The following is a 22,106-nucleotide window of genomic DNA, read 5'->3' as shown; positions in this document are numbered from 1 at the left end:
ATTACCGCTTTCCTCCTTTGATAACGTGACTTGGCTCAAGTTTAAAGGGGGGAGAAAAAACGAAAAGTTGAACTGTGAGCCTTCACGGATCCTGACATTTGTTAAGCATGAAATCCCTTGAACTTAAAGACAAAAATGCTACCTTGGGAGAGGTCACGAATGCTGATTTACCCGCCAGTCAGGGCCGCGTCGCGCCTATGTGTTTTTCTACTTTTCGCTGTGGTTAAAAATGTGCCACAAATCAGCTTGTGCTTTTTGGTGCACTGCGGTGAAACGAGAGTAGCTCAAGCAAACTGGGCATAAAAAAGGCGACCATGATGGCCGCCTGATAATGCGCTGATAAATAATCAAAGCATTAGTTATTGGCGTGTAGCTCGTGGTTGAGCTCAACCGCACTCTTGTTGGTCAAACACTCAACGGCACCTGTTTTTGAATTACGACGGAACAGGAGGTCGGCTTTGCCCGCCAAGTCACGTGCTTTAACGCTTTCGACCGCATTCCCGTCGGCGTCGAGCATGGTGACTTTGGTACCTGCGGTGACATACAGGCCTGACTCGATGGTGCAACGATCGCCCAATGGGAAGCCAAGGCCGGCGTTGGCACCGAGTAGTGAGTTTTCGCCAATCGAAACGACAATCTGGCCGCCGCCGCTCAAGGTTCCCATGATTGATGCGCCGCCACCAATATCACTGCCGTTGCCGACCATGACTCCTGCAGAGATACGGCCCTCAACCATGCTGACACCTTCAGTACCGGCATTGAAGTTGATAAAGCCTTCGTGCATCACTGTCGTACCTTCGCCTACATGGGCACCTAAACGCACTCGGGCGGTATCCGCAATACGCACGCCAGCAGGCACCACGTAATCGGTCATTTTCGGGAATTTATCCACGCACTCAACGGTCAATGTTTCGCCCTTCAGGCGAGCTTCCATTTGACGCTCAGGCAGTTCCGGCAAGTCAATCGGGCCTTGGTTGGTCCAAGCAATGTTGTGTAGCAGACCAAAGAGTCCGTCAAGTACCACACCGTGTGGTTTGACTAAGCGGTGTGAGATCAGTTGAAGCTTGAGGAAGCCTTCCGCCACTGACGCTGGCTTGATGTCATTTTCGAGGATCACCAGTACCAAGGGTTGTGTGGTTTGTTGCGCTTTATTGGCAAAGGTTGCCGCTTGAGAGGCGTCAGCCGCTGAGAAGGCTTCGCTGATCGCACCGCATGTTTCAGGCGCCACCTCGATCACTTGGTTACCCGACGTATAGTCGGTGAGGGCGCTAAGTGCGTTAACCAGCTCATCGCTCGGGTTGAGTAGCGGTGCCGGGAAGTAGGCCTCAATGATTTTACCGTCCTGGTTTTTGGTCGCTGTACCTAGCGCCAGAGCAAAGCTTGCCATCGGGGAAGATCTCCTTGTGTATATTTGGGCTTAAAACATCTAACGCTTCATCTTAAAGACAAGCGGCAGTGGTTGGAAGCGATCAAACGGCGGCTGACGAAAAAACCGCACAGGTCGGGGCAGCGATGCGCCTTAATGCATAGGTGGTGAAGGGGGCGGGCATAAAAAAAGCAAGCCACTGGGCTTGCTCTTTCGCGGATCCTAAAAGGGTCAGCAATCACAACATTAGGCTGCGTCGGCGTCTTTGTCGTCGCTATTTGTGTCCGCTTTGGTCTCGCTTTTAGCCGGCTTTTTCTTTGCCGCCTTGCGCTTGGCGCCCAGCGCTTCGAGGACAGAGTCTTTATGTTCAGCTAGGTATAGCGACAAGGCTTCACGCTTTTCTTCGTCGTCTACCAGTTTGCTTTCTTCAATCAGATCGAACAAGGCGTCTGCCATGTCCAACATTTTGTCGTAGGCATCGGCTTCGGCTTTGGAGGTAAATGTCATCTTCTCTTCTCCTTCGCGTTCGACCACGTACTTGACGATAACGGCCATAATCACCCTCTCTTCGTTGATTTACTGTCTTTTTATACAGTACGATAAGGGCCATTGTCTACTGACCCTGCCATGATTGTGACATGAGAGAAAAATTTAGCACTATTTATCAACGTGCCGCCGAACGCAAAGGCGGTCAACGTGCGTTAGAGCATATGCTGGTGGCACCGCTTGAATATGATGCCTTGTGTGAGATACCAGATGATCGCTGGCTCGCGGCGTTTAGCCAGAAGGTGTTTCAATCGGGCATTAGTTGGCAGGTTGTGCGTAAAAAATGGCCCGGATTTGAAGAGGTGTTCTGGGGCTTTGATATTGAGAAAATGCTGCTGACGCCGCCGGAAATGTGGGAAGAAAAAGCCACCAATCCAGCGATTATTCGTCACCTTACCAAGGTGATGACCATTCCGCACAACGCGGAAATGATCCACCGCGTGCAGCAATCGCACGGCAGTTTTAGCCAGTTTGTCGCCGATTGGCCCAGCGAAGACATTGTCGGTTTATGGCAGTATTTAAAAAAGCATGGTAAGCGTTTAGGCGGTAATACGGGTGCTTATACCTTGCGCCGAATGGGCAAGGACACCTTCTTGTTCACCCGCGATATCGAGCACTACCTGCGCGCGACTAAAATCGTTGATAGCGGCCGAGAGACTAAGCGGGCGATGCAAGCGGCGCAACAGGCATTTAATGAGTGGCAACAAGAGTCAGGCCGTTCACTGAACCATATCAGCCAGCTGATCGCATTCAGTGTGGGTGACAATCGCGTTTAATCGCGCAGCGATTTGCTGTGCTATCACACGGTTAGCAAGTCGTGTGCGAGGTCTCGGCGTGTTGGTGGCGGTTTGCGCTTATCACGGCAATCGGCCACAATCGATGCCAGTTATCTTTCCCATGTGTGCGCCTTGTGTTTACTGTTTATCACTCTAATCAGCTCGATCTGTTGAAATCCTTGTTGGTCTCCCTGATCCAACAGCGACCGCTGTCTGACCCTTTTCAAAAAGAACTTATTCTGGTGCAAAGCCCCGGCATGGCGCAGTGGTTAAAAATGGCACTCGCCAATGAGCAGCAGATTGTCGCTAACGTCGAATTCCCGCTTCCCGCTACCTTTATCTGGCAGCTGTTTTTGCGGGTGTTGGATGGCGTGCCTGAGCGCAGTGATTTCAATAAAGAGTCGATGACATGGAAGCTGATGGATATCTTACCCAGCTGTCTGGATGCGCCAGAGTTCGCTGATTTAGCCGCGTACTTGGAAGACAGCCAGGATCAGCAGCGTGCTTACCAGCTGGCCGAAAAAGTGGCCGATATTTTCGACCAGTATTTGGTCTATCGCCCCGAGTGGGTGCTGGCATGGGAGCAAGAACAACCGGTCCCCGAGCTTGACGATGTGCAGCCTTGGCAGCAAAAACTGTGGCGCCGCTTATACGATCACACCTTGGCGTTGGGTCAATCGCCTTATCATCGCGCCAACTTGTATCAAGAGTTTATCGATACCTTAACCAGTCATCAGCACAAAACTGAGGGACTGGCTGATATTGAGCGGGTCTTTGTGTTTGGCATCTCCGCGCTCCCACCACGCTATCTGGATGCGTTGCAAGCACTGGGCGAGCATGTGGAGGTGCATTTTATGTTCACCAATCCATGCCGTTATTATTGGGGCGATATTCGCGACAAGCGCTATCTGGCTAAACGTGCCGCATTGGCGCGGGATAAGATCAGCCGAATTGAAGACATCCCCGCAGAGAGCCAATTGGCACTGGGGCTTGATGAGCCTGAGCACGGTGAAGTAGGAAACAGCTTGTTGGCGTCGATGGGAAAACTGGGGCGCGATAACTTACTGCTGCTCTCGGAAATGGCCTGTAATGAGATTGATAGCGGCTTTGTTGAGGTCACTCGCGATAATCTTCTGCATCACATCCAAGCCGATATTTTGGATTTGAATGAGCCGGGCGATCCCAAGCAGACTGAAACCAGTGCGGCGAAAACAGAAATCGAGCCAGATGATGCTTCGATCGTAATCCATGCCTGTCACAGCCCGATGCGCGAAGTCGAAGTGCTGCACGATCAGCTACTGGCGATGTTTGAGGCCAACCCATCACTGAGCCCCCGCGATGTGATTGTGATGGTGGCGGATATCAATGCCTACAGCCCCGCCATTCAAGCGGTGTTTGGTAATGCACCGAGTGAGCGTTTTATTCCGTTTTCCATCTCAGATCGCAGCGCCGATCAAGAAAGCCCGGTGTTAGCCGCCTTTTTGCGTCTGCTCACCCTGCCTGATAGTCGATGCAGTGCGGCGGAGCTGTTGGAAATTCTTGAGGTGCCGGCGGTGTCGCGCCGTTTTGCCATCGACAGCCAACAGTTTGATCAGATTAAGCAGTGGGTGGAAGAAACCGGTATTCGCTGGGGGCTTGATACCCATACCGCAAGCCAATTTGCCTTGCCCGAGCAGTATCAAAATACGTGGCTATTTGGCCTGAAACGTATGTTACTCGGCTACGCGATGCCGAGTGAGGCCGGCTTGTTTGCAGACACCGTCCCTTATGATGAAGTCCAAGGACTTAATGCGGAGCTGGCTGGGCGTTTAGGATTGTTTATTGACACCTTAATTTACTACCAGCAGCAGTTGGCGATTGAATGCGATGGCAAGGCATGGGTGGCGCGATTGACTCAAATGCTGGATGACTGCTTCGCCATTGAAGGCGATGAAGAGTTAGCGGTCAAATTGATCCGTACTCAGTTAGACAGTTGGCTAACGCAGCTTAGCGATGCCGCCTTTACCCATACGCTAACCTTGCCCGTGGTGCGCGATTACTTTAATGGTCGCCTCAATAACGAGCGAGTCAGCCAGCGCTTTTTGGCCGGCCAGGTCAACTTTTGTACCTTGATGCCGATGCGCTCCATTCCCTTTGGTGTGGTGTGTCTGCTTGGGATGAATGATGGCGTGTACCCGCGCACAGTGCCCAGTGTCGGCTTTGATTTGATGGTGGGACGCACGCGGGCGGGAGATCGCTCGCGCCGTGACGATGATCGATACCTGTTTTTAGAAGCGTTGCAGTCAGCACAGCAGCGTTTGTATATCAGTTATGTCGGTCGCTCAGTGCAAGACAACAGTTTAAAAGTCCCATCGGTACTGGTCACCGAGTTGCTTGAGTATTGCACCCAAGGCTACTGTTTGGCCGGTGACCGCGACTTACCCGAAGCGCAGTCACGCCAGCAGTTGGAAGAAAAACTTATCCAGTTCCATCCGCTAACGCCCTTTAGCCCTGATGCCTTTTCCGGTGCTGGAAGTTATGCACAAGAGTGGCTACCAGCTGCTCAAGGACAAGGGACGCAATTGCCGGCATTTATTGGTGATGCGTTAAACCCTGATCCGCACAGCCACCAGGATCCTGTGATTGAGTTGGCTGAATTGCAGCGCTTTTGGCGGTTGCCAGTGCGCTATTTTTTCCAACGCCGCTTAAAAGTCTTCTTTGAGCAGTTAGAAGCGCCGTTAGAAGAATTTGAACCCTTTAGTTTAGATACCTTGCACCGCTTTCAGCTGCGCGATCAGCTGTTAGCGCACTTTATTGAAACCGATGACAGCCTCCAAAGTGTGCAGGACTTTATGGCTCGACAGCGTGGGCAGGGCAAGTTGCCTTTGGCGTACTTTGGCGAACTGACCTTAGATACGCAAGTCACGGTGATCCGTGATATGTACCAACGTTTAACGCCTTTACTCGCCGCGCCGCGCCCAGATCTTGAGCTTAATCTGACCCTTCCCACTGCGTTGGGTGAGGTACAACTGCAAGGTTGGCTCAACCGGCGTTATCAAGACTGTTTGGTCCGCTTTCATTGCGGCGATCTGACCGTGCGTCATCAGCTTGCGGTATGGATCGATCATTTATGTCAATGCGCGATGGGCGAAGCCGTGCCGAGTACGCTGGTGGGGGTGAAAGAAACCATCGAGTTTTCCCCACTCAGCAAAGATGACGCGCTTGCACACTTACAAGCTTTGGTTGAAGACTATCAACATGGCCTCAACCAGCCGCTTACCTATCTGCCAAGCTCAGTCGGAGCGGGGATAAAAGCCAGAGATGGCAAAAAAGGCTTTGATAACAGTGAAACCGGCCAAGACAAAGCCCTAAAAGCGATACGCGATACGTTTGTGGGGGGATTTAATCCTGGCGAAGGGCAAGATCCTTACATCTACCGTGTTTGGCCGCAATGGCGAGAGAGCCTCGGCCAGGCGCTGCTAGCGACAGGCGATCGCCACTTAATGCCGATGCTAGCGCAGCGACAAAAACGTTAGCGTCTTATCTTCCTGCCGTACCTTATTAGCCAGACGTCTTGTCTGGCTTTTTTATGCGCAAAAAAAGAATATTTAACCGATATCTCTTTTAGGAGCGTGGTGAACAAGACGGTTAAATGCGATGCATCGTGAGACGCCAATAGAGCAGATTGTTATCACGTTGTTGTTTGTTTATTAGTCAAAAGCATGTGTTTAATGGATTAATTTGTTCGTGGTCTAAACATTCGTTTGCCTATTGTTTTTTGGGTTGATTATATAATTTTGTTTATAAATATCAGCAAATTGACTAATTAAATAAAATTAGTGTGCATACCTTTGTTGGGGTTTGTTGATGGGTTTTGTTGGTTTTTTATTTGAACGTATAATTAAGTTAACGCACAATGTCATCGAAAATTCATATAACAAACCATGAAAAAAGGATGTGCCTTCATGCATAAATTCTCAAAAAGCGCGGTGGCGACCTTAGTGTCTGGACTACTGTTGGGTGCCTCAGCGCATGCCGACGTCAGCATTACACAGGGTAAAACGGCGATTCCCGACGGCGAGGCAACGCACGCCCAAGACATCACTGTAAAAAACGAGCATGTCGCGTTTGCATTGGCGGTTGAGTCTGCGCCACCGTGGGGTGTGCCACGTGGCACCTTGGTGGATCTCGCGGCGGTGAAAAATGGCAAAATTGATCTAGACCGAGTCGCTTTTGCAGATTTCATCCCCAACAGCTGGTCGGCTTGGCCGAACGAGCGTAAGTCGATTGAGATTGTGGAAGACAGCGATGAAAAAGCGGTGATCAAAGTGAGCCGTAACTTCGACAAGGTCGACATTACCACTTGGTATACCTTGGAAGCTGGCTCTGATTCGATTGGGCTGAAAACCGTGATGACCAACCAAGGCGAAGACGATCTTGAGCTGGAATCAGGCCACACGATTTGGCCGGATACGGGTTATCAGTTCGCAGTGCCGGGGCTTGAAGGCAATGAAGAAGCGATGGCGGATAACGCCCTTGCCGATCGCATGGTCGCGTATGACCGAGATTGGGCGTTTGCGTTGCATGCGCCTTACTTTGATCGCATCAAATACAATGGCCGCGACATGTATTTGGGCCACACGCTTAAAGCCGGTGAGACCCGTACCTTTGACTCAAAGCTGCAGGTTGTTCCAAACGGTGATATGGCGCCGATTGTTAAAGCCGAAGCTGAGCGTCATGGCGAAGCGACGGGCACCATTAGCGGCCAACTTCGCGCCGACAATGGTAACGTGCCTGCCGATGCGATTGTGATGATTGAAAAAGACGGCCACCCTTACGCGTGGACGCTTGCTAAAGATGGTCAGTACAGCATGGCCTTGCCAGAAGGCAAGTACCAAGTCTATGGCACGGCAACCGGCCATGCGAACAGCCAGCCGCAATCTATTACCGTGAGTGCGGACAGTGAGCAGACACTGGACTTCACATCGCTGAAAAGCCCAGCGACGCTTGCGCTTAACGTAGAAGAAGCCGACTCTGGTGTAGCCAAAGATGCGCGTGTGACTATCATTGAAGGCCAAGCGCCACCGGTTGAATTTTTGGGTAAACGCACCTTCTTCACTGACTTGCTGCCAGCCGGCCATGCTGAGCTAAAACTGGCACCGGGTGAATACAAGCTGGGCATTAACGCCGGTGCGGGCTTTACTGCAGAATCACAAACCTTGGATGTAACGCTCGAGTCGGGCAAAACCAACCAACAAGTGGTGAAAGTGCCTCAGGTTACCTTCCCAAATCGTAACCATTGGTATGGCGCTGACTTGCACCACCACGGTAATGTGTTGGAAGGAGTAACCCCACCAGAAATCGTGGTGCGTGCTCAGCTAGCTACCGACTTGGATCTGACCTTTATCAGTGATCACGACTCCACCATTAATCACAAAGTGTTTGCTGACTTATCAGCGAAACGTGGTGTGCCTTTCATTCCATCGATTGAGATTTCGCCATCGTGGGGTCACATGAATCCATTCCCCATCGATAATGGCGCGGCGCTGACGGTCGATCCGGGTACTGATGACGTACATACTCTGATTGATGCTGCACATGAGATGGGTGCAGAAGTGGTGCCGATGAACCATCCATATAACGATTATGGCTACTTCACCAATATCGCTAAGGATGCGGTGCCGGGCGGTAAGACCGACCGTTTCGATCTGATGGAACTTAACGCACGTGTCGATAACGAGCCGACGCTTGAAAAAGCGCACAAGCTTTGGGATCAAGGCGAAGCCATGTACCTCACCGCGGGTACTGATACCCATGATGCGTGGAACCAGCTCACCGGTCGTATTCGTATGATGGCGCACGTTGACGGCGAATTGACGCCGCTCGCCTTTGCCAAAGCGTTAAAAGCCGGTCACGGCTATGCCACGCAGGGACCAATCTTGTACCCACAAAACATCATGTTTGGTGAAACCGCCAAGGCAGGTGATAAATGGGATATTAACGTCGTCGCCGCTGATGGCCTCAAAGAAGTGCGCTTAATCGGTCAAGGTGGTGAGGTGCTAAACAGCATTACCATTAACCCTGAAGAGAGCACACAGCGTCTTGAGCTATCGCTGTCTATTCCTGCGGATGCAGAAGGCTGGATCAACCTAGAAGTGGAAGATAAAGACGGCAGCACGGCATGGACCAACCCAGTGTGGATTCAGTCGTAAACCTCGAGTCTCAATCAATGAACCAAGGCCAGCGATGCTGGCCTTTTTTGATCGTGACGCGTTTTCTGCTTATGGTATAACCTGTTTTATTCTTAGGATCATAAGTTTAAGCAGCAAGTGATTCACCATGCTGCCAGCTTATGCAGCACCAAAAGGTGGTAGTATGGACATAACGCTAACTCCCGTCTCTTCCCAATCTCACACAGTATTGAAGAACCTTTTTCAGCTTTATATGTATGACATGTCGGCATTTACAGCGTTGCCATTAACTGAGGAAGGATGCTTTAGTGTCCCCGATCATGTTCTCGCACCGTATGATGACGCCCTTCATCATTGGGCCTACTTTATTTATGCGGATAATGAACTGGCAGGGTTTGCGATGCTACGTCGATATCCTGAGGATATGTCGTGTTTAGATATGGATCAGTTTTTTATCATAAACCGTTTTCGTGGTTCAAACGTTGGCAAGGCTGCTTTCAAGCAATTAGTCGCTCAGCATCAAGGGAGCTGGCAAATTCGCGTTTTACTGAAAAACACGCCGGCCCATTTCTTCTGGCAATCCGTCGTTCGTGACCTAGTTGGAGAGGCGTACCAACGTAGTGAAGAAAAAGATCGTGACCTCATCAAGACTTTTATTCGATTCAGCTATGAAGAGGGCGGTTTAAGGCTTCCGGCAAGCGTGGCTGCTGAGTGACCAACGAGGATGTACTTCCGTTTCTTAAAACGTTAGCGGCTCCGCTTGGTTACCTTCGTTAGAATATGTTTTACCCCAAGGGGTTGCTACAATAGCGGGCAGACTAGGCGATGAAATAATGATATGGAACCGCAGATCCTCAACCCGCTCACCTTGCCACTTGATGGCGTCCGATTAATCGAAGCCTCCGCTGGCACCGGAAAGACGTTTACCATTGCTGGCTTGTACCTGCGATTGTTGCTTGGGCATGGCCGCACAGCGCCGTGTCGGGTCGAGCAAATACTGGTGGTGACGTTTACCGAAGCGGCAACCCAAGAGCTAAAAGACCGTATTCGGCGTCGCATTCATGAGGCCCGTTTTGCCTTTATGCGCGGTGAGAGTGACGATCCTATCATTGAACCTTTGCTGGCAGAGATTAGCGATCGTAAAACCGCGGCGCAGCGACTGTTAGAGGCCGAACGTCAGATGGACGAGGCGGCCATCTATACCATTCACGGTTTTTGTCAGCGGATGCTGACCCAAAATGCGTTTGAGTCGGGCAGCCTGTTCAGTCATGAATTTGTCACCGACGAGCGACAGATCAAAGCGCGCGCGGCGGCCGATTTTTGGCGTCGTCGTTTTTATCCGCTGCCTAAATCGTTAGCCGGTGTGGTGAGCAGCTACTGGCCCGCACCGGAAGCCTTATTAAAAGAGATTGCGCCCTATTTATCCGGGCCGGCTGTCACGGTCAAGGCACCTGATCTCGGCGAAGATCTCATGGCGGCACACCAAGCGGCGATTGCTAAGATTGACGGGGTGAAGCGCGCATGGCGCGAGGCGGGAGAGCAGATCACCGAACAACTAAGCGCCGCTAAACTCGATGGCCGCAGTTATCGCAAAGATCATCTGGCAAACTGGCTGAATGCGATGGAACAATGGGCCAATGCCGAGACGCTTGATTACCAGTTGCCTGACAAATTGGAAAAATTCGCCCAACAGACATTGGCGGCCAAAAGTAAAGCTGAGCCACCGAGTCTAGCGCTATTTGATCAAATTCAGGCATTGGTTGATCAGCCGCCGACGTTAAAACCGGGATTAACCGCGCTGGCGATTAAAGAAGTTCGGCAGCTGCTCCGCCAAGAAAAACGCCGTCAAGGGTGGCTCTCGTTTGACGATCTCCTTTCTCAGCTTGCCAGCGCACTTGACCAAGATAGCCAAGGCCAGTTGGCCGCGCGTATTCGCAGCTTATATCCGGTGGCAATGATTGATGAATTCCAAGACACCGACCCGCTGCAATATCAGATTTTTAGCACTGTCTATCAGCCGCCAGTGGCGGACGATGCCCCTGTATTCGCAGACGCAGAGACAGACACAGGGGAAGAGGATGAGCGCACCGGTTTAATGATGATTGGCGATCCTAAACAGGCGATTTATGCCTTTCGTGGCGCCGATATCTTCACCTATATTCATGCCCGTGCACAGGTGAGTGATCACTATAACCTTGCCACCAACTGGCGCTCGACAGATGGCATGGTGCGCGGGGTCAATGCCTTGTTCTCACGTGCGAAGGCACCGTTTGTCTATCAAGACAGTATTCCCTTTTTAGAGGTGGCCTCTTCGCCTAGCGCCAAACAAAAGGCGCTGGTGGTGGAGGGAAACGAGCAGCCCGCGCTCACCTTTTGGCATCACAGCCCGGATGAATTGTGTGCCAAGCAAGATTTTGAACAGACCTTGGCGGTGAGTACCGCACAGCATATCACTCAGGTACTCAACCAATCGGTGGCGGGCAATAGTTATCTACAAACACCTTCCGGCCGAGCCGACATTCAGCCGCACAATATCGCTGTGTTGGTGCGCACCGGACGCGAGGCACAGCTGGTCAAGCAAGCGCTAGCCGAAAAAGGCGTGGCGTCTGTGTATCTTTCTAACCGTGATAATGTGTTCGCCAGCCCTGTCGCCAGCGATATTGAGCGCATCTTAGTGGCGGTGATGCAGCCTGAAAACGAGCGTAAGTTGCGGGCAGCGCTAGCCTGCCCCTTATTTGGCCTGACCGCTGAGCAGCTGGCGTTACTCAATCAAGACGAAGCCTTGTGGGAGCAAGAGGTGGTGGCCTTTAGCCATTACCGTGATACCTGGCAGCGCCGTGGGGTGATGCCGATGCTTCGCCAAGTCGCCAGTGCTCGCCAAGTGGCAGAAAACTGGTTGGCGATGCCGCAAGGCGAGCGCTGTGTGACCGACTTTTTGCATATCGCGGAGTTGCTGCAAAGTGCCAGCCAGCAATTGGACAACCCACACGCGCTGATCCGCTGGTTACAAGAGCGAATGGCCGAGCCGGCTCAACAATCGGAGGAGCAGCAGGTGCGGTTGGAGTCGGAGCGTGATTTGGTGCAAATCGTCACCATCCATAAATCGAAAGGCTTGGAATACGATCTGGTTTATTTGCCGTTTGCCTGTCAGTATCGCGAAAGCAGCCAACCGTTTTATCATGATGAACAGTATCAGCCGGTGCTGGCGCTGGATAATGTCGATGAAGGCAAAGAACACGCTGAAAAAGAGCGGCTGGCTGAAGATATCCGCTTGCTGTATGTGGCGGTGACCCGTGCCGTGTATGGGTGTTTTATCGGCTGTGCGCCCCTTAAACAAGGTAACAGTCGGCAAAAAGACTCGGCTTTGCACTTAACGGCCCTCGGTTATTTGCTCCAGCATGGAGAAGCCGGTGATGCTAGCTTGCTGGCCGAGAGTTTGGCTGGATTGGCGAGCGCGAGCGATGCGGTGGCGGTGGTCGCACCACCTGAGCCAGATGATAGTCGTTATACCCCTCAAACGGGGGCGCACGAGGCGCTAACCGCCCGTCAGTTTGACGGCAAAATTGACCGACAGTGGCGGTTAACCAGTTACTCAGGGCTGCTAAAACAAAGCCATCACATCAGTGCTTTGCCAACATTAGCCAGTTACGACTTGGACGCGGACGATGATCTCGCTGACGAGGAGACGGCGGATGTGGCGGTGGATCCTTGGTCGGTTTTTGCGTTTCCCAAAGGCGCGCGAGCCGGTACCTTTTTACACACCTTATTTGAAGAAGTGGACTTTACCGCCGACTTGATGAGTGAAGAAGTCGCTGAGCTTATTACCCATCATCTTAGCTTGGAAAACTATGACCCACAGTGGTGCCCGATATTGCAGCAGTGGATGACTCAGGTATTGAAGCACCCTCTTAATGAACAAGGGTTGAGGCTGAACCAAATTGACAACGCCAGTCGATTAACGGAGATGGAGTTCGTGATGCCTTTGGCCGCACTAGACTGCCAGCGACTGAACCGACTCGCCGCGCGATATGATGCACTGTCTGCCCGAGCTGGCCAGCTCACCTTTGAGACGGCGCGCGGGATGCTAAAAGGCTTTATCGATTTAACCTTCCGCGCCGGTGGCAAGTATTACGTGCTGGATTGGAAATCGAACCATTTAGGGGACAGCGTGGCCGATTACCATCCCGATGCGCTCAAAGAGGCGATGATCGCGCACCGATACGACTTTCAGTACCAGATCTATACCTTGGCGCTGCACCGCTTTTTGCGCCAGCGGATCCCAGATTATGATTACGACACCCATGTGGGGGGCGTGTTTTATTTCTTTTTACGGGGCGCCAGTGATAGCGGCGAGACCGGTGTATTCGCGCATCGCCCCGACAAGGCGCTGATTGACGCCTTGGACAACCTCTTTGCTGGAGAGTCGGTATGAAACAAGCATTAATGGCACTTTACCAGCGCGGGGAATTACGAGCGATTGATGTGCAATTTGCTTGTTTGATGGGTGAAGAAGACACCCAATTAGATAAGGCTGCTATCACCGTATGGGCGGCGCTGCTGAGTCGCGAAGTGGGCAAAGGCCATGTCTGCCTTGATTTTCACCAGTGGCAACCACCCAGTGACGTCGCTTGGCAGCCTTTATTGGCGCACATTGATAGCCAAGCGCCAAGCGAGCAATTGGCACAGGCGTCGGTGGTGTCTGACGGAACGCAAGCGACGCCCTTGGTACTTGCCGGACACCGACTGTATTTGCATCGCTACTGGCATGCCGAGCAGCAAGTGGCAGGGCATATTCGCCAGCGTCTCGCGGCGCTGCCGGTACCGGATGAGGCCAGACAAACCCTAGATAATTTATTTGCCGCCTCACAGGCAGAGATAGACTGGCAAAAAGTGGCGGCAGCCACCGCGTTGACCCAGCCTTTTGCGGTGATTTCGGGTGGGCCGGGTACGGGTAAAACCACCACCGTCGCCCGTTTGTTGGCGGCGCTGGTGGCGTCGCACCACGCCGAGCGTACAGCCTCTGCAGCGCTCACTATCAAGCTGGTGGCCCCGACCGGCAAAGCGGCTAACCGATTGACTGAATCACTGGGGCGGGCGATTGCCGCTTTGCCTGTTGATCATGACGTGAAAGCGGCGCTGCCAACCCAAGCCAGTACCATTCACCGATTATTAGGGGCGATTCCGCAGCGAGTGGCGTTTCGCCATCATAAAAATAATCCCGTGCATGCGGATGTGTTGATTGTCGATGAAGCCTCAATGGTGGACTTGCCTTTGATGGCACAGCTGTTCGATGCCTTGGCGCCCTCAACACGCATTATTTTGCTGGGGGATAAAGATCAGCTTGCCTCTGTGGAAGCGGGGGCGGTGCTAGGCGATATTTGTCAGTACGCCGAGGCGGGCTATCCAGCGGCGCAAGCAGCGCGTTTAAGCCAACTGACTGGCTTTGATGTACCCGAAAACCCGCACGCGCCAGCGATTGCCAGTGCTCTGTGTCTGCTGCGAAAGAGCTATCGCTTTGATGCCCAATCCGGCATTGGCCAGCTCGCCTTTGCGGTGAACCGAGGAGAAATGGCTGAGGTGGGGGCGGTGTTAAAACGCGGCTATAGCGATATTGCCCACCATGTGTTGAGTGATGACAGCTATCAGGCCCTGATGCAACAAGCGGTGACAGGATATCGCAGTTACTTAACGGCACTCGACAATGCAACGCTCGAAAATCCGTTATCGATGGCGGACGTGCTGAGTGCCTTTAGCCAATTTCGTTTGTTGTGTGCATTGACTGAAGGTCCATTTGGCGTCGCTGGTCTCAACCAAGCCATTGAGCAGCACTTGGCGTCGGCAGGGCTGATCGCCAAAGAGCGTGACACCTGGTACCACGGCCGACCGATCATGATTTTGCAAAACGATCATGCTCTGGGGTTGTATAACGGTGACATTGGGATTGCGGTGCAGCAAGGGGGGATTACGCGAGTAGCGTTTGAAACCCACGATGGCGAGGTGCGCTATTTGCTTGCCAGCCGTCTGCCCGCCCATCAAACTGCGTTTGCGATGACGGTGCATAAATCACAGGGTTCGGAGTTTGCGCATACAGTGTTGGTATGTCCGCCCACCATTTCACCGGTGATCACCCGCGAGCTGATTTACACCGGCATCACGCGGGCGAAGCGCCAGCTTGATCTTTATGCGTCTTGGCCGGTGCTGCGCCACGGTGTGGGCGCACGCACCGCCCGGTATAGTGGTTTACCGGATGCTTTGATAGCGCCTTGAGTGTAGCGAGATACGCTAAAGCGCTAAAGTCAGCACCTTAGAGCGCCGCTGATAGTTGTACAGCTCTTGGCGAGTGTTAGGGAGTGCTGACACATCGGAGAGCAAAAAGCCTTGTTCCAAAAACCAATGCAAACTGTGGGTGGTGAGCACAAAAATGGTCTCGAGCCCTTTGGCTTTGGCACGTTGCTTGAGGTGATTGAGGAGCATGACGCCGCGGTCGCCATCACGGTAGTCTGGATGAATAGCAACACATGCCATCTCGCCGGTACGCGCTTCATTAAACGGATAGAGTGCGGCGCAGCCTATCACTAACCCATCCCGTTCGATGATGGTAAAGCGTGGGATTTCTTGCTCCAATTGTTCTCGCGAGCGGCGCACTAGGATCCCCTGTTGCTCCAAAGGTCGGATCAAATCCAAGATCCCACCGATATCGTCAATCTGGGCTTGGCGCACTTTTTCGGCACGCTCCATCACGATCTGGGTGCCGATCCCCTCAATCGAGAACAGCTCTTGGATTAAGGCCCCATCTTTTTTATAGCTGATCAAATGGCTACGCGTAACGCCCGCGCGACACGCAGCAATCGCGCCTCGTAAAAAGCGACTGGTGCCAGAGCCAGTATCGCCAGCGGCTTCTCTCGCTTCTAGAAGTGGCTGGGCTTGGGTGGGTAGTAACTCAGAAATCACCTCATTGTCTTGGTTTAAGACCCCTTGCTCGGAGCAAAAGCCAATCAGTTTGTCTGCGCGTAACCGAATCGCGACCTGAGTCGCCACCTCTTCGGAGGTAAGGTTAAAGCATTCGCCTGTGACTGAGCTGGCTACCGGTCCCATCAGTACGATTGCGTTTTGATCGAGCTGGCGCTGAATGCCGTCAATATCGATGCGGCGAATTTTGCCACTATGGCAATAATCAATCCCATCATCGACGCCCAAGGGTTGCGCGATAACAAAATTACCACTGATCACATTAATCTGGGCGCCCGCCATTGGGGTGTTGTTGAGCCCCATAGATAAACGCGCCGTAATGTCGAGCTGCACTTGGCCGGCTGCTTGTTTGACCACCTCAAGTGCGTGGCTGTCGGTGATGCGTATTCCTTTATGATAAGGCGTTTCTAGTCCGTACTGATTAAGAGCGCGATTGATTTGCGGACGGGCGCCAAACACCAATACTAGCTTCATGCCTAGGCTATTGAGTAGGGCGATATCATTGACGATATTCTGAAAGTTCTCATCCGCCATCGCTTCGCCACCCAGCATGATCACCGCGGTTTTATCTCGGTGAGCGTTGACATACGGCGCCGATTGGCGAAACCCTTTAACCAGTGCGGTACTTCTTATCTTCACGTGCCTTTCCGTCTAAATATTCACTTACAGTGCCTTTTTATTCTCTTTGGGTGATAAGTGTCAAGCCTTTAGTCATTTTACTATGCGCTGTCGTCTGCGCGCTTAAGCGATAAAGAGGCAAGGTAACGGGGCAAATTAGCTCCTGTTTGGGAACCAAACTCACAAGATTTGCAAACTGCGTCTAAAGTAGACAATGGGATTGGTTAAAATATCCTGATTATCAGTGAGTGAGGTTGTAGCGTGCGGTTGACCAAACAAATATTTTTACTGGTGTTTATTATTCTAGCGGGTGGCGCCAGTTTTCTTGTGGCAACTCGCCCCGAGTTTTTTGCCCCTGAGATGACCAAAAAAGATCTATACGGTGAGTGGGTGGAACTAGAGGTGGCCCCTTATGCGGCTGACCGTTTTGAGGTGCGCTCGGATGGCATTTATACCAATGGCAGTCGTGCGACTACCGCTTATACGTTTGATGGCGATGAGCTGTCGTACACGATTGGCACACAAGAGTATCTGTATCGCGTAGAGAATAAATCAACGCTAGAAAGGCTATCGCCAGCGCACTATACGTCTATGTTCGGTAAGGCGAATTAAGTTTGCGCGCAGCGCTGCTGCAAGTGAAGAGGCGCCAATTGCGTTCAATGGCAATATGGCGCCACTTTACACGCTAGTATTTAACCGCGTCGAGAGATGAAAGCAGTTCATTAACCGAACACTGTTTCATGGCCACGCGGCGAAGAATATCGGCGGTGGTTTCATCGCCACCGAGACAACGTTGAATGCTGGTATTGATAGTGTTTCGAGTGCAGCCCTCACTGGCCATCATTCGAATCCATTGGTATTCCACTGCATCGGTATCAAGAAGCGTTGAACGCCCAACTTTCAGATCCATAGCAACCTGTACTCCCTTGATGTTGCATTTATTATGCAATTTTGTTTCAGACACAGTACATAACAATTATATGACACTTTCATGAATGTCGCCTACTTCAGGCAGGTAAGCGAGGTTTGATCACATTCAATTTGTATTGATTTGCAGACAGTTACAACTTAGCGATGAGAAGTGATTGCGAAGTGTAGGTCTTTTTGCGAGCCTTAGCGCTACAAACTACTGATTGGATTACAGTGTGAAAAAAGCGTTAGTCGTGATGGGGTGTGTGGTCGCACTCGCAGGGTGTGTACGTCCCACTGACCGTGGTCAACAATATGTTGATGGGCGGTTTGAATCAATTTTAACTCCAGTGCCACACGTGGTGTCTGATAGCCCACGTGACTTTAGTCTGTTTAATGATCAGTTAGCCGAAGTAAAAGCGAAATCGCCTTCGCTAGTGGCCAAGCATCAAGCGGTATACCAGCGTTTGCAAGCGTGGCTGGATGCAGGAGGCAATGTGGAAGCACTTGCTGAGTTTGGACTGGGTGTCGACCAAATGGGCGGTGGTGATGACTTTGGTAACGTGATGTTTACCGGCTATTTCTCACCAGTGATTGAGATGCGCCATCAACCCGATGCCTTGTTCCGCTATCCGGTTTATGCCAAACCCTTTTGCGATGACGACTGCCCAGATCGCAAAGCGATTTACGATGGAGCCTTAGATGGGTTGGGGTTAGAGCTGGGTTATAGCGCTTCTTTGATTGATAACTTTATTATGGAAGTTCAGGGCAGTGGTTTTGTCCACTTTGGCGACAACGACCAACTCGAGTATTTTGCCTACGGTGGCAAGAATGGCCACCCTTACGTCAGCATCGGTAAGGTCTTGATTGAAAACGGTGAAGTGCCGCGTGAAAAAATGTCGCTGAAAGCGATCAAAGACTGGGTGGCGGCTCATGGTGAAGAGGAAGTTCGTGAGTTACTGGAGCAAAACCCCTCTTATGTTTTCTTCACGCCTAAGGCGGCAGATCCCGTGAGTGGCACGGCAGGTATTCCATTGAAAGCCGGCGCATCTGTGGCGGCGGATAGACGTTACTTACCGATGGGAAGTGTGCTACTTGCTGAAGTGCCTCAGTTGGATGAGCAAGGCAACTGGACAGGCGAGCATGTACTCAAGCTGTTAATGGCATTAGATACCGGTGGGGCGGTGAAAGAAAATCATCTTGATTTGTACCACGGTATGGGCAATGACGCTGGAGAACGTGCGGGGCATTACAAACACTTTGGCCGAGTTTGGAAGCTTGAAGCGTTGGCGCCCCAGCTTGCGAGTCAGCCTTAGAGAGTGTCACTCACGGAGTTGAAGCGATAAAAAAGCGAGCATTGAATGCTCGCTTTTCCTTTGAACGTGATTGATTACTCAATCAAGCCAGCTTCACGATAGTAGCGTGCTGCGCCGGGATGAAGCGGTGCAGACAAGCCATCTTTTACCATTTCTTCTTTCTTCAGATTCGCAAAGGCAGGGTGCAAACGGCGGAAATCATCGAAGTTCTCAAACACCGCTTTCACGACGTTGTAAATCACGTCGTCTGGTACTTGAGTCGATGATACAAAGGTCGCACCGACACCGAACGTAGTGACATCGCCATCGTTACCACGGTACATGCCACCTGGGATCACGGCTTTACGGTAGTAATCACGGTCAGCAATCAGCTGTTTAGCGGCATCGTTCGCCACTTCCACTAGCACGCTATCACAGGCGGTAGTCGCTTCTTGGATTGCGCCACTTGGGTGGCCGACTGTGTAGACCATGGCATCAATTTTGTTGTCACACAATGCCTTGGATTGTTCTGCTGCCTTTAGCTCAGAGATTTGACCGAACTTGTCCATATCCCAACCCATTTGGTCCATCAATACTTCGATGGTACCGCGTTGACCTGAGCCTGGGTTACCAATATTGACGCGTTTGCCAGCCAGATCATCAAAGGTTTTAATCCCTGCGTCCGCACGCGCGACCACAGTAAAGGGTTCAGGGTGGATCGAGAAGACCGCGCGCAGATCTTTGAACTCGCCTTGGTCTTTAAACTTGCTGGTGCCTTTGTAAGCGTGATATTGCCAGTCAGACTGGGCGATACCCATATCTAGCTCGCCAGCACGGATAGTATTGATGTTGTAAATAGAACCGCCCGTACTCTCTACTGAGCAGCGAATACCATGGTCATCTTTGCTTTTATTGACCAGACGGCAGATTGCACCACCCGTAGGGTAATAAACACCAGTAACACCACCGGTACCAATGGTCACAAACTGATTTGCTTGAGCGGTTGCTGCGGTTCCTAGTGCAGCGGAAAAGCTGAGCGCAATCAGAGTTGGTTTCATCGCTTTCATGCTTAAGATTCCTTTTTAGTTAGAGGTTGCTATCCGGGCGCACCCTCGAAGATGGTATGACACTCGATGCAAATATGACAAAAAAGTGTCACCGCGCTATTTTTTCAATCTTTTAACAATATTTGCAAGCAATAGTATTGGGTTAAAACGACTGGGTCATGGTTTGCCTCAATGCTTGTACAGGTTTAGTACAATATCCCAGCTTTTCCAGCGTGTTGCGCAGTTGTGTGATCTGGTATGCGTTATTGGGGGCAGCGCGACCATGGACATCGAAGGTGTTGTTTTCAAAACCAATCCGCATATCTCCTCCTAGTAAGGCGGCCGTGGTTAAACAGGAAAGCTCTCGCTGGCCAAATGCACAGACAGACCACGGAACAGTGTCATCTAAGTGACGAGCTTGATACATGGCGACGATATCTTCCGGTGCACCTCTGGGAGGCGTTCGGTCGCGGCCCGCAACAAAAAGCAGGTGATGACCTTGCGAGGGAAGAATGCCTTGTTCTCTCAACGCGTAATAGCGTGCCAATTCTTGAGGGTGATAGAGAATAAACTGACTGTAGATGCGCGCCTCCACTGTCCAAGCAAAAAAATCTTTCACGGCTTGGTGAGCCGGTTGATGATCAGGAACAAGCTCTCTGAGCGCAAAGGAAGCGGCTTCTGGTTTGACGGTTCGGATAAGAGCCATCTGTTGCTGGGGAGAATAGCGGCCTACTGCCTCGGTGGTGAGTTGAATCACCATGCGATCGCCGATGGCATCCATCACTTGCTGATATAGCGTTTGGTTTAGCGCGGGATCAAGGCTATGAGCCCCCTGTGTATCTCGGGCGTGGATATGTGCCATGGTTGCGCCTGCCTCTGCACATTCGTGCAGGCAGTGAATAAGCTGTTCGCTGGTGACAGGCACACTCGGGTGGTGTGAGGGCTGTAAGCGTGCACCATTGGGGGCAACCATGATCGTCCTTGCGTCTTGCATTCTTTTCCCCTCGTCTATTAATGTATCGTTATTGAGAAGGCAAGCACATCTCTAATGTTAGTGCTAACTTGTCGGTGATGGCCGCGATATGAGTTGATTCAATGATATAGGGCGGTGCGAGTAAGATGTGATGCCCCTGCTTACCATCAATGGTACCGCCCATGGGATAACACATCAGCCCGTTATGCATGGCGGTGTGTTTTATCGTTTGATGGAGCGCGAGATCAGATGAAAAGGGACGTTTACTGGTTTTGTCTGCTACGAGCTCCAACGCGACAAACAGTCCACGTCCGCGAATGTCGCCGACAAAAGGGTGTGAATCAAACTGATGATGTAGCGCCGTTTTAAGCGCCTCACCTTGTTTTTCCGCCGCGTCAACTAATCCTTCTTGCTCAAGTGTGGTGAGTGTTGCTAAGGCAGCGGCACATGCCGTTGGATGAGCCATAAAGGTATGGCCGTGTTGAAAAAAGCCTGACCCAGATGCAATCGCTTCATAGACTCTATCCGTGACTAAGGTCGCGCCAATGGGTTGATAACCGGCAGCCAGCCCTTTAGCGATGGCAACAATATCTGGAACGATGCCTTCATGCTCAAAGGCGAAAAAACGCCCAGTGCGTCCCGTACCGCACATGACTTCATCGAGGATCAGCAAAATATCGTACTGGTCGCAGATCGCGCGGATACGAGAAAAATAGCCAGCTTCTGCGGTCAATGCACCGGCTGTCGCGCCCACCACAGGTTCTGCGACAAACCCAATGACGGTATCTGGGCCTTTTTCTAACAGCATGGCTTCAAGCTCGTTGGCCACCCGTTGACCATACTCGTAAGCGGTTTCATCGGGACCTTGATCGCGATAGGCGTAACAGGGGGCAATCAGACTGGTATCCATCAATAAAGGCGCAAATGGCGCACGTCGCCACGCATTCCCTCCCACAGATAAGGCGCCCAAGGTGTTGCCATGATAACTCTGTCGTCGAGCAATAAAATGTTGGCGCTGGGGCTCGCCGACTTCCACCCAGTACTGGCGAGCGAGCTTGAGGGCGGTTTCCATTGCCTCAGATCCACCACTGACCAAGTAAGCATGGTTGATGGAAGAAGGGGCAAGCTCAGCCAGCTTCTCGGCAAGTGCTTCACTCGGTGCGGAGGTAAAAAAGCCGGTATGCGCATAAGGAATAGCATCCAGTTGACGGTGGATAGCCTCTAACACGGTAGGGTGGTTGTGCCCAAGGCAAGAGACGGCTGCGCCTCCGCATGCATCGAGATACTCGTTACCTTGAGTGTCGATTAAGTACATCCCATTACCACTGGCAATGGTAGGGGGGAGATGATGACAGTGACGGTGAAAGACATGACTCATACGAGGGCCTCAATGCAAGCGTGATAACTCAGTATGGTGAACTTGTGTTTTAAACCGCAA

Annotated in this window: 15 protein-coding genes; 8 read left to right on the top strand and 7 right to left on the bottom strand. The window is 51.7% G+C overall.

What is annotated here, in order from left to right:
* Positions 1–355 precede the first annotated feature (355 nt).
* Together dapD and E8E00_RS10470 are read right to left on the bottom strand one after the other, a co-directional pair.
* On the bottom strand, positions 356–1,387 hold the full coding sequence (gene dapD / locus E8E00_RS10475) for a 2,3,4,5-tetrahydropyridine-2,6-dicarboxylate N-succinyltransferase (protein WP_069586682.1): 1,032 nt from the start codon (positions 1,385–1,387) through the stop codon (positions 356–358).
* Positions 1,388–1,612: 225 nt separating this feature from the next.
* A complete protein-coding gene (locus E8E00_RS10470; RefSeq protein ID WP_069586683.1) occupies positions 1,613–1,921 on the bottom strand; it encodes a YebG family protein in 309 nt (102 codons plus the stop codon).
* 83 nt (positions 1,922–2,004) lie between these two features.
* On the opposite strand from E8E00_RS10470, the gene E8E00_RS10465 reads away from it, so the two are divergent.
* From E8E00_RS10465 to recD, 6 genes are all read left to right on the top strand, one after another.
* On the top strand, positions 2,005–2,688 hold the full coding sequence (locus E8E00_RS10465; RefSeq protein ID WP_096631014.1) for a DNA-3-methyladenine glycosylase I: 684 nt from the start codon (positions 2,005–2,007) through the stop codon (positions 2,686–2,688).
* A gap of 134 nt (positions 2,689–2,822) precedes the next feature.
* On the top strand, positions 2,823–6,203 hold the full coding sequence (gene recC / locus E8E00_RS10460) for an exodeoxyribonuclease V subunit gamma (RefSeq protein WP_096631016.1): 3,381 nt from the start codon (positions 2,823–2,825) through the stop codon (positions 6,201–6,203).
* Between the two features lie 429 nt (positions 6,204–6,632).
* Entirely contained in the window at positions 6,633–8,879 is a 2,247-nt protein-coding gene (locus E8E00_RS10455) for a CehA/McbA family metallohydrolase (protein ID WP_096631020.1), read from the top strand.
* Positions 8,880–9,006: 127 nt separating this feature from the next.
* Positions 9,007–9,573 carry a GNAT family N-acetyltransferase gene (locus E8E00_RS10450; RefSeq protein WP_136588383.1) on the top strand — a complete coding sequence of 189 codons (567 nt, stop codon included), beginning with the start codon at positions 9,007–9,009 and terminating at the stop codon, positions 9,571–9,573.
* 123 nt (positions 9,574–9,696) lie between these two features.
* Positions 9,697–13,290, top strand: a complete 3,594-nt coding sequence (recB, locus tag E8E00_RS10445; RefSeq protein ID WP_096631025.1) for an exodeoxyribonuclease V subunit beta — start codon at positions 9,697–9,699, stop codon at positions 13,288–13,290.
* On the top strand, positions 13,287–15,125 hold the full coding sequence (gene recD, locus E8E00_RS10440; protein ID WP_096631027.1) for an exodeoxyribonuclease V subunit alpha: 1,839 nt from the start codon (positions 13,287–13,289) through the stop codon (positions 15,123–15,125). The genes recB and recD overlap by 4 nt, the downstream gene beginning before the upstream one ends.
* Before the next feature lie 15 nt (positions 15,126–15,140).
* On the opposite strand, the gene argA is transcribed toward recD, so the two are convergent.
* On the bottom strand, positions 15,141–16,466 hold the full coding sequence (argA, locus tag E8E00_RS10435) for an amino-acid N-acetyltransferase (RefSeq protein WP_077455925.1): 1,326 nt from the start codon (positions 16,464–16,466) through the stop codon (positions 15,141–15,143).
* A gap of 240 nt (positions 16,467–16,706) precedes the next feature.
* On the opposite strand from argA, the gene E8E00_RS10430 reads away from it, so the two are divergent.
* Positions 16,707–17,057 carry a DUF2850 domain-containing protein gene (locus E8E00_RS10430; RefSeq protein WP_069586648.1) on the top strand — a complete coding sequence of 117 codons (351 nt, stop codon included), beginning with the start codon at positions 16,707–16,709 and terminating at the stop codon, positions 17,055–17,057.
* A gap of 73 nt (positions 17,058–17,130) precedes the next feature.
* On the opposite strand, the gene E8E00_RS10425 is transcribed toward E8E00_RS10430, so the two are convergent.
* Complete coding sequence (locus E8E00_RS10425; protein WP_069586647.1) at positions 17,131–17,355, bottom strand: hypothetical protein; 225 nt, start codon at positions 17,353–17,355, stop codon at positions 17,131–17,133.
* A gap of 235 nt (positions 17,356–17,590) precedes the next feature.
* Between E8E00_RS10425 and mltA the strand changes: the two genes are divergently transcribed.
* The gene (gene mltA / locus E8E00_RS10420; protein ID WP_069586646.1) at positions 17,591–18,670 is read left to right on the top strand and encodes a murein transglycosylase A; all 1,080 of its coding nucleotides are present in this window, start codon (positions 17,591–17,593) and stop codon (positions 18,668–18,670) included.
* Positions 18,671–18,744: 74 nt separating this feature from the next.
* Here mltA and E8E00_RS10415 read toward each other — a convergent pair whose 3' ends face one another.
* The 3 genes from E8E00_RS10415 to E8E00_RS10405 all read right to left on the bottom strand — a co-directional run bounded on the left by E8E00_RS10415 (position 18,745) and on the right by E8E00_RS10405 (position 22,046).
* A complete protein-coding gene (locus E8E00_RS10415) occupies positions 18,745–19,716 on the bottom strand; it encodes a TAXI family TRAP transporter solute-binding subunit (protein ID WP_069588547.1) in 972 nt (323 codons plus the stop codon).
* A gap of 142 nt (positions 19,717–19,858) precedes the next feature.
* The gene (locus E8E00_RS10410) at positions 19,859–20,689 is read right to left on the bottom strand and encodes a 3-keto-5-aminohexanoate cleavage protein (RefSeq protein WP_096631030.1); all 831 of its coding nucleotides are present in this window, start codon (positions 20,687–20,689) and stop codon (positions 19,859–19,861) included.
* A gap of 28 nt (positions 20,690–20,717) precedes the next feature.
* Positions 20,718–22,046: an aspartate aminotransferase family protein gene (locus E8E00_RS10405; protein ID WP_096631032.1), complete on the bottom strand. Its 1,329-nt coding sequence runs from the start codon at positions 22,044–22,046 to the stop codon at positions 20,718–20,720.
* Between the last annotated feature and the right edge of the window lie 60 nt (positions 22,047–22,106).

It is taken from the genome of Salinivibrio sp. YCSC6, from assembly GCF_004916735.1.
Taxonomy (GTDB): domain Bacteria; phylum Pseudomonadota; class Gammaproteobacteria; order Enterobacterales; family Vibrionaceae; genus Salinivibrio; species Salinivibrio proteolyticus.
This window is presented reverse-complemented; position numbering and strand designations above follow the sequence as displayed.

Coding starts and splice junctions, on each gene's coding strand:
- dapD (WP_069586682.1), bottom strand. CDS start 1,387: ATGGCAAGCTTTGCTCTGGCGCTAGGTACAGCGACCAAAAACCAGGAC.
- E8E00_RS10470 (WP_069586683.1), bottom strand. CDS start 1,921: ATGGCCGTTATCGTCAAGTACGTGGTCGAACGCGAAGGAGAAGAGAAG.
- E8E00_RS10465 (WP_096631014.1), top strand. CDS start 2,005: ATGAGAGAAAAATTTAGCACTATTTATCAACGTGCCGCCGAACGCAAA.
- E8E00_RS10455 (WP_096631020.1), top strand. CDS start 6,633: ATGCATAAATTCTCAAAAAGCGCGGTGGCGACCTTAGTGTCTGGACTA.
- E8E00_RS10450 (WP_136588383.1), top strand. CDS start 9,007: ATGCTGCCAGCTTATGCAGCACCAAAAGGTGGTAGTATGGACATAACG.
- recB (WP_096631025.1), top strand. CDS start 9,697: ATGGAACCGCAGATCCTCAACCCGCTCACCTTGCCACTTGATGGCGTC.
- recD (WP_096631027.1), top strand. CDS start 13,287: ATGAAACAAGCATTAATGGCACTTTACCAGCGCGGGGAATTACGAGCG.
- E8E00_RS10425 (WP_069586647.1), bottom strand. CDS start 17,355: ATGGATCTGAAAGTTGGGCGTTCAACGCTTCTTGATACCGATGCAGTG.
- E8E00_RS10415 (WP_069588547.1), bottom strand. CDS start 19,716: ATGAAAGCGATGAAACCAACTCTGATTGCGCTCAGCTTTTCCGCTGCA.
- E8E00_RS10410 (WP_096631030.1), bottom strand. CDS start 20,689: ATGCAAGACGCAAGGACGATCATGGTTGCCCCCAATGGTGCACGCTTA.
- E8E00_RS10405 (WP_096631032.1), bottom strand. CDS start 22,046: ATGAGTCATGTCTTTCACCGTCACTGTCATCATCTCCCCCCTACCATT.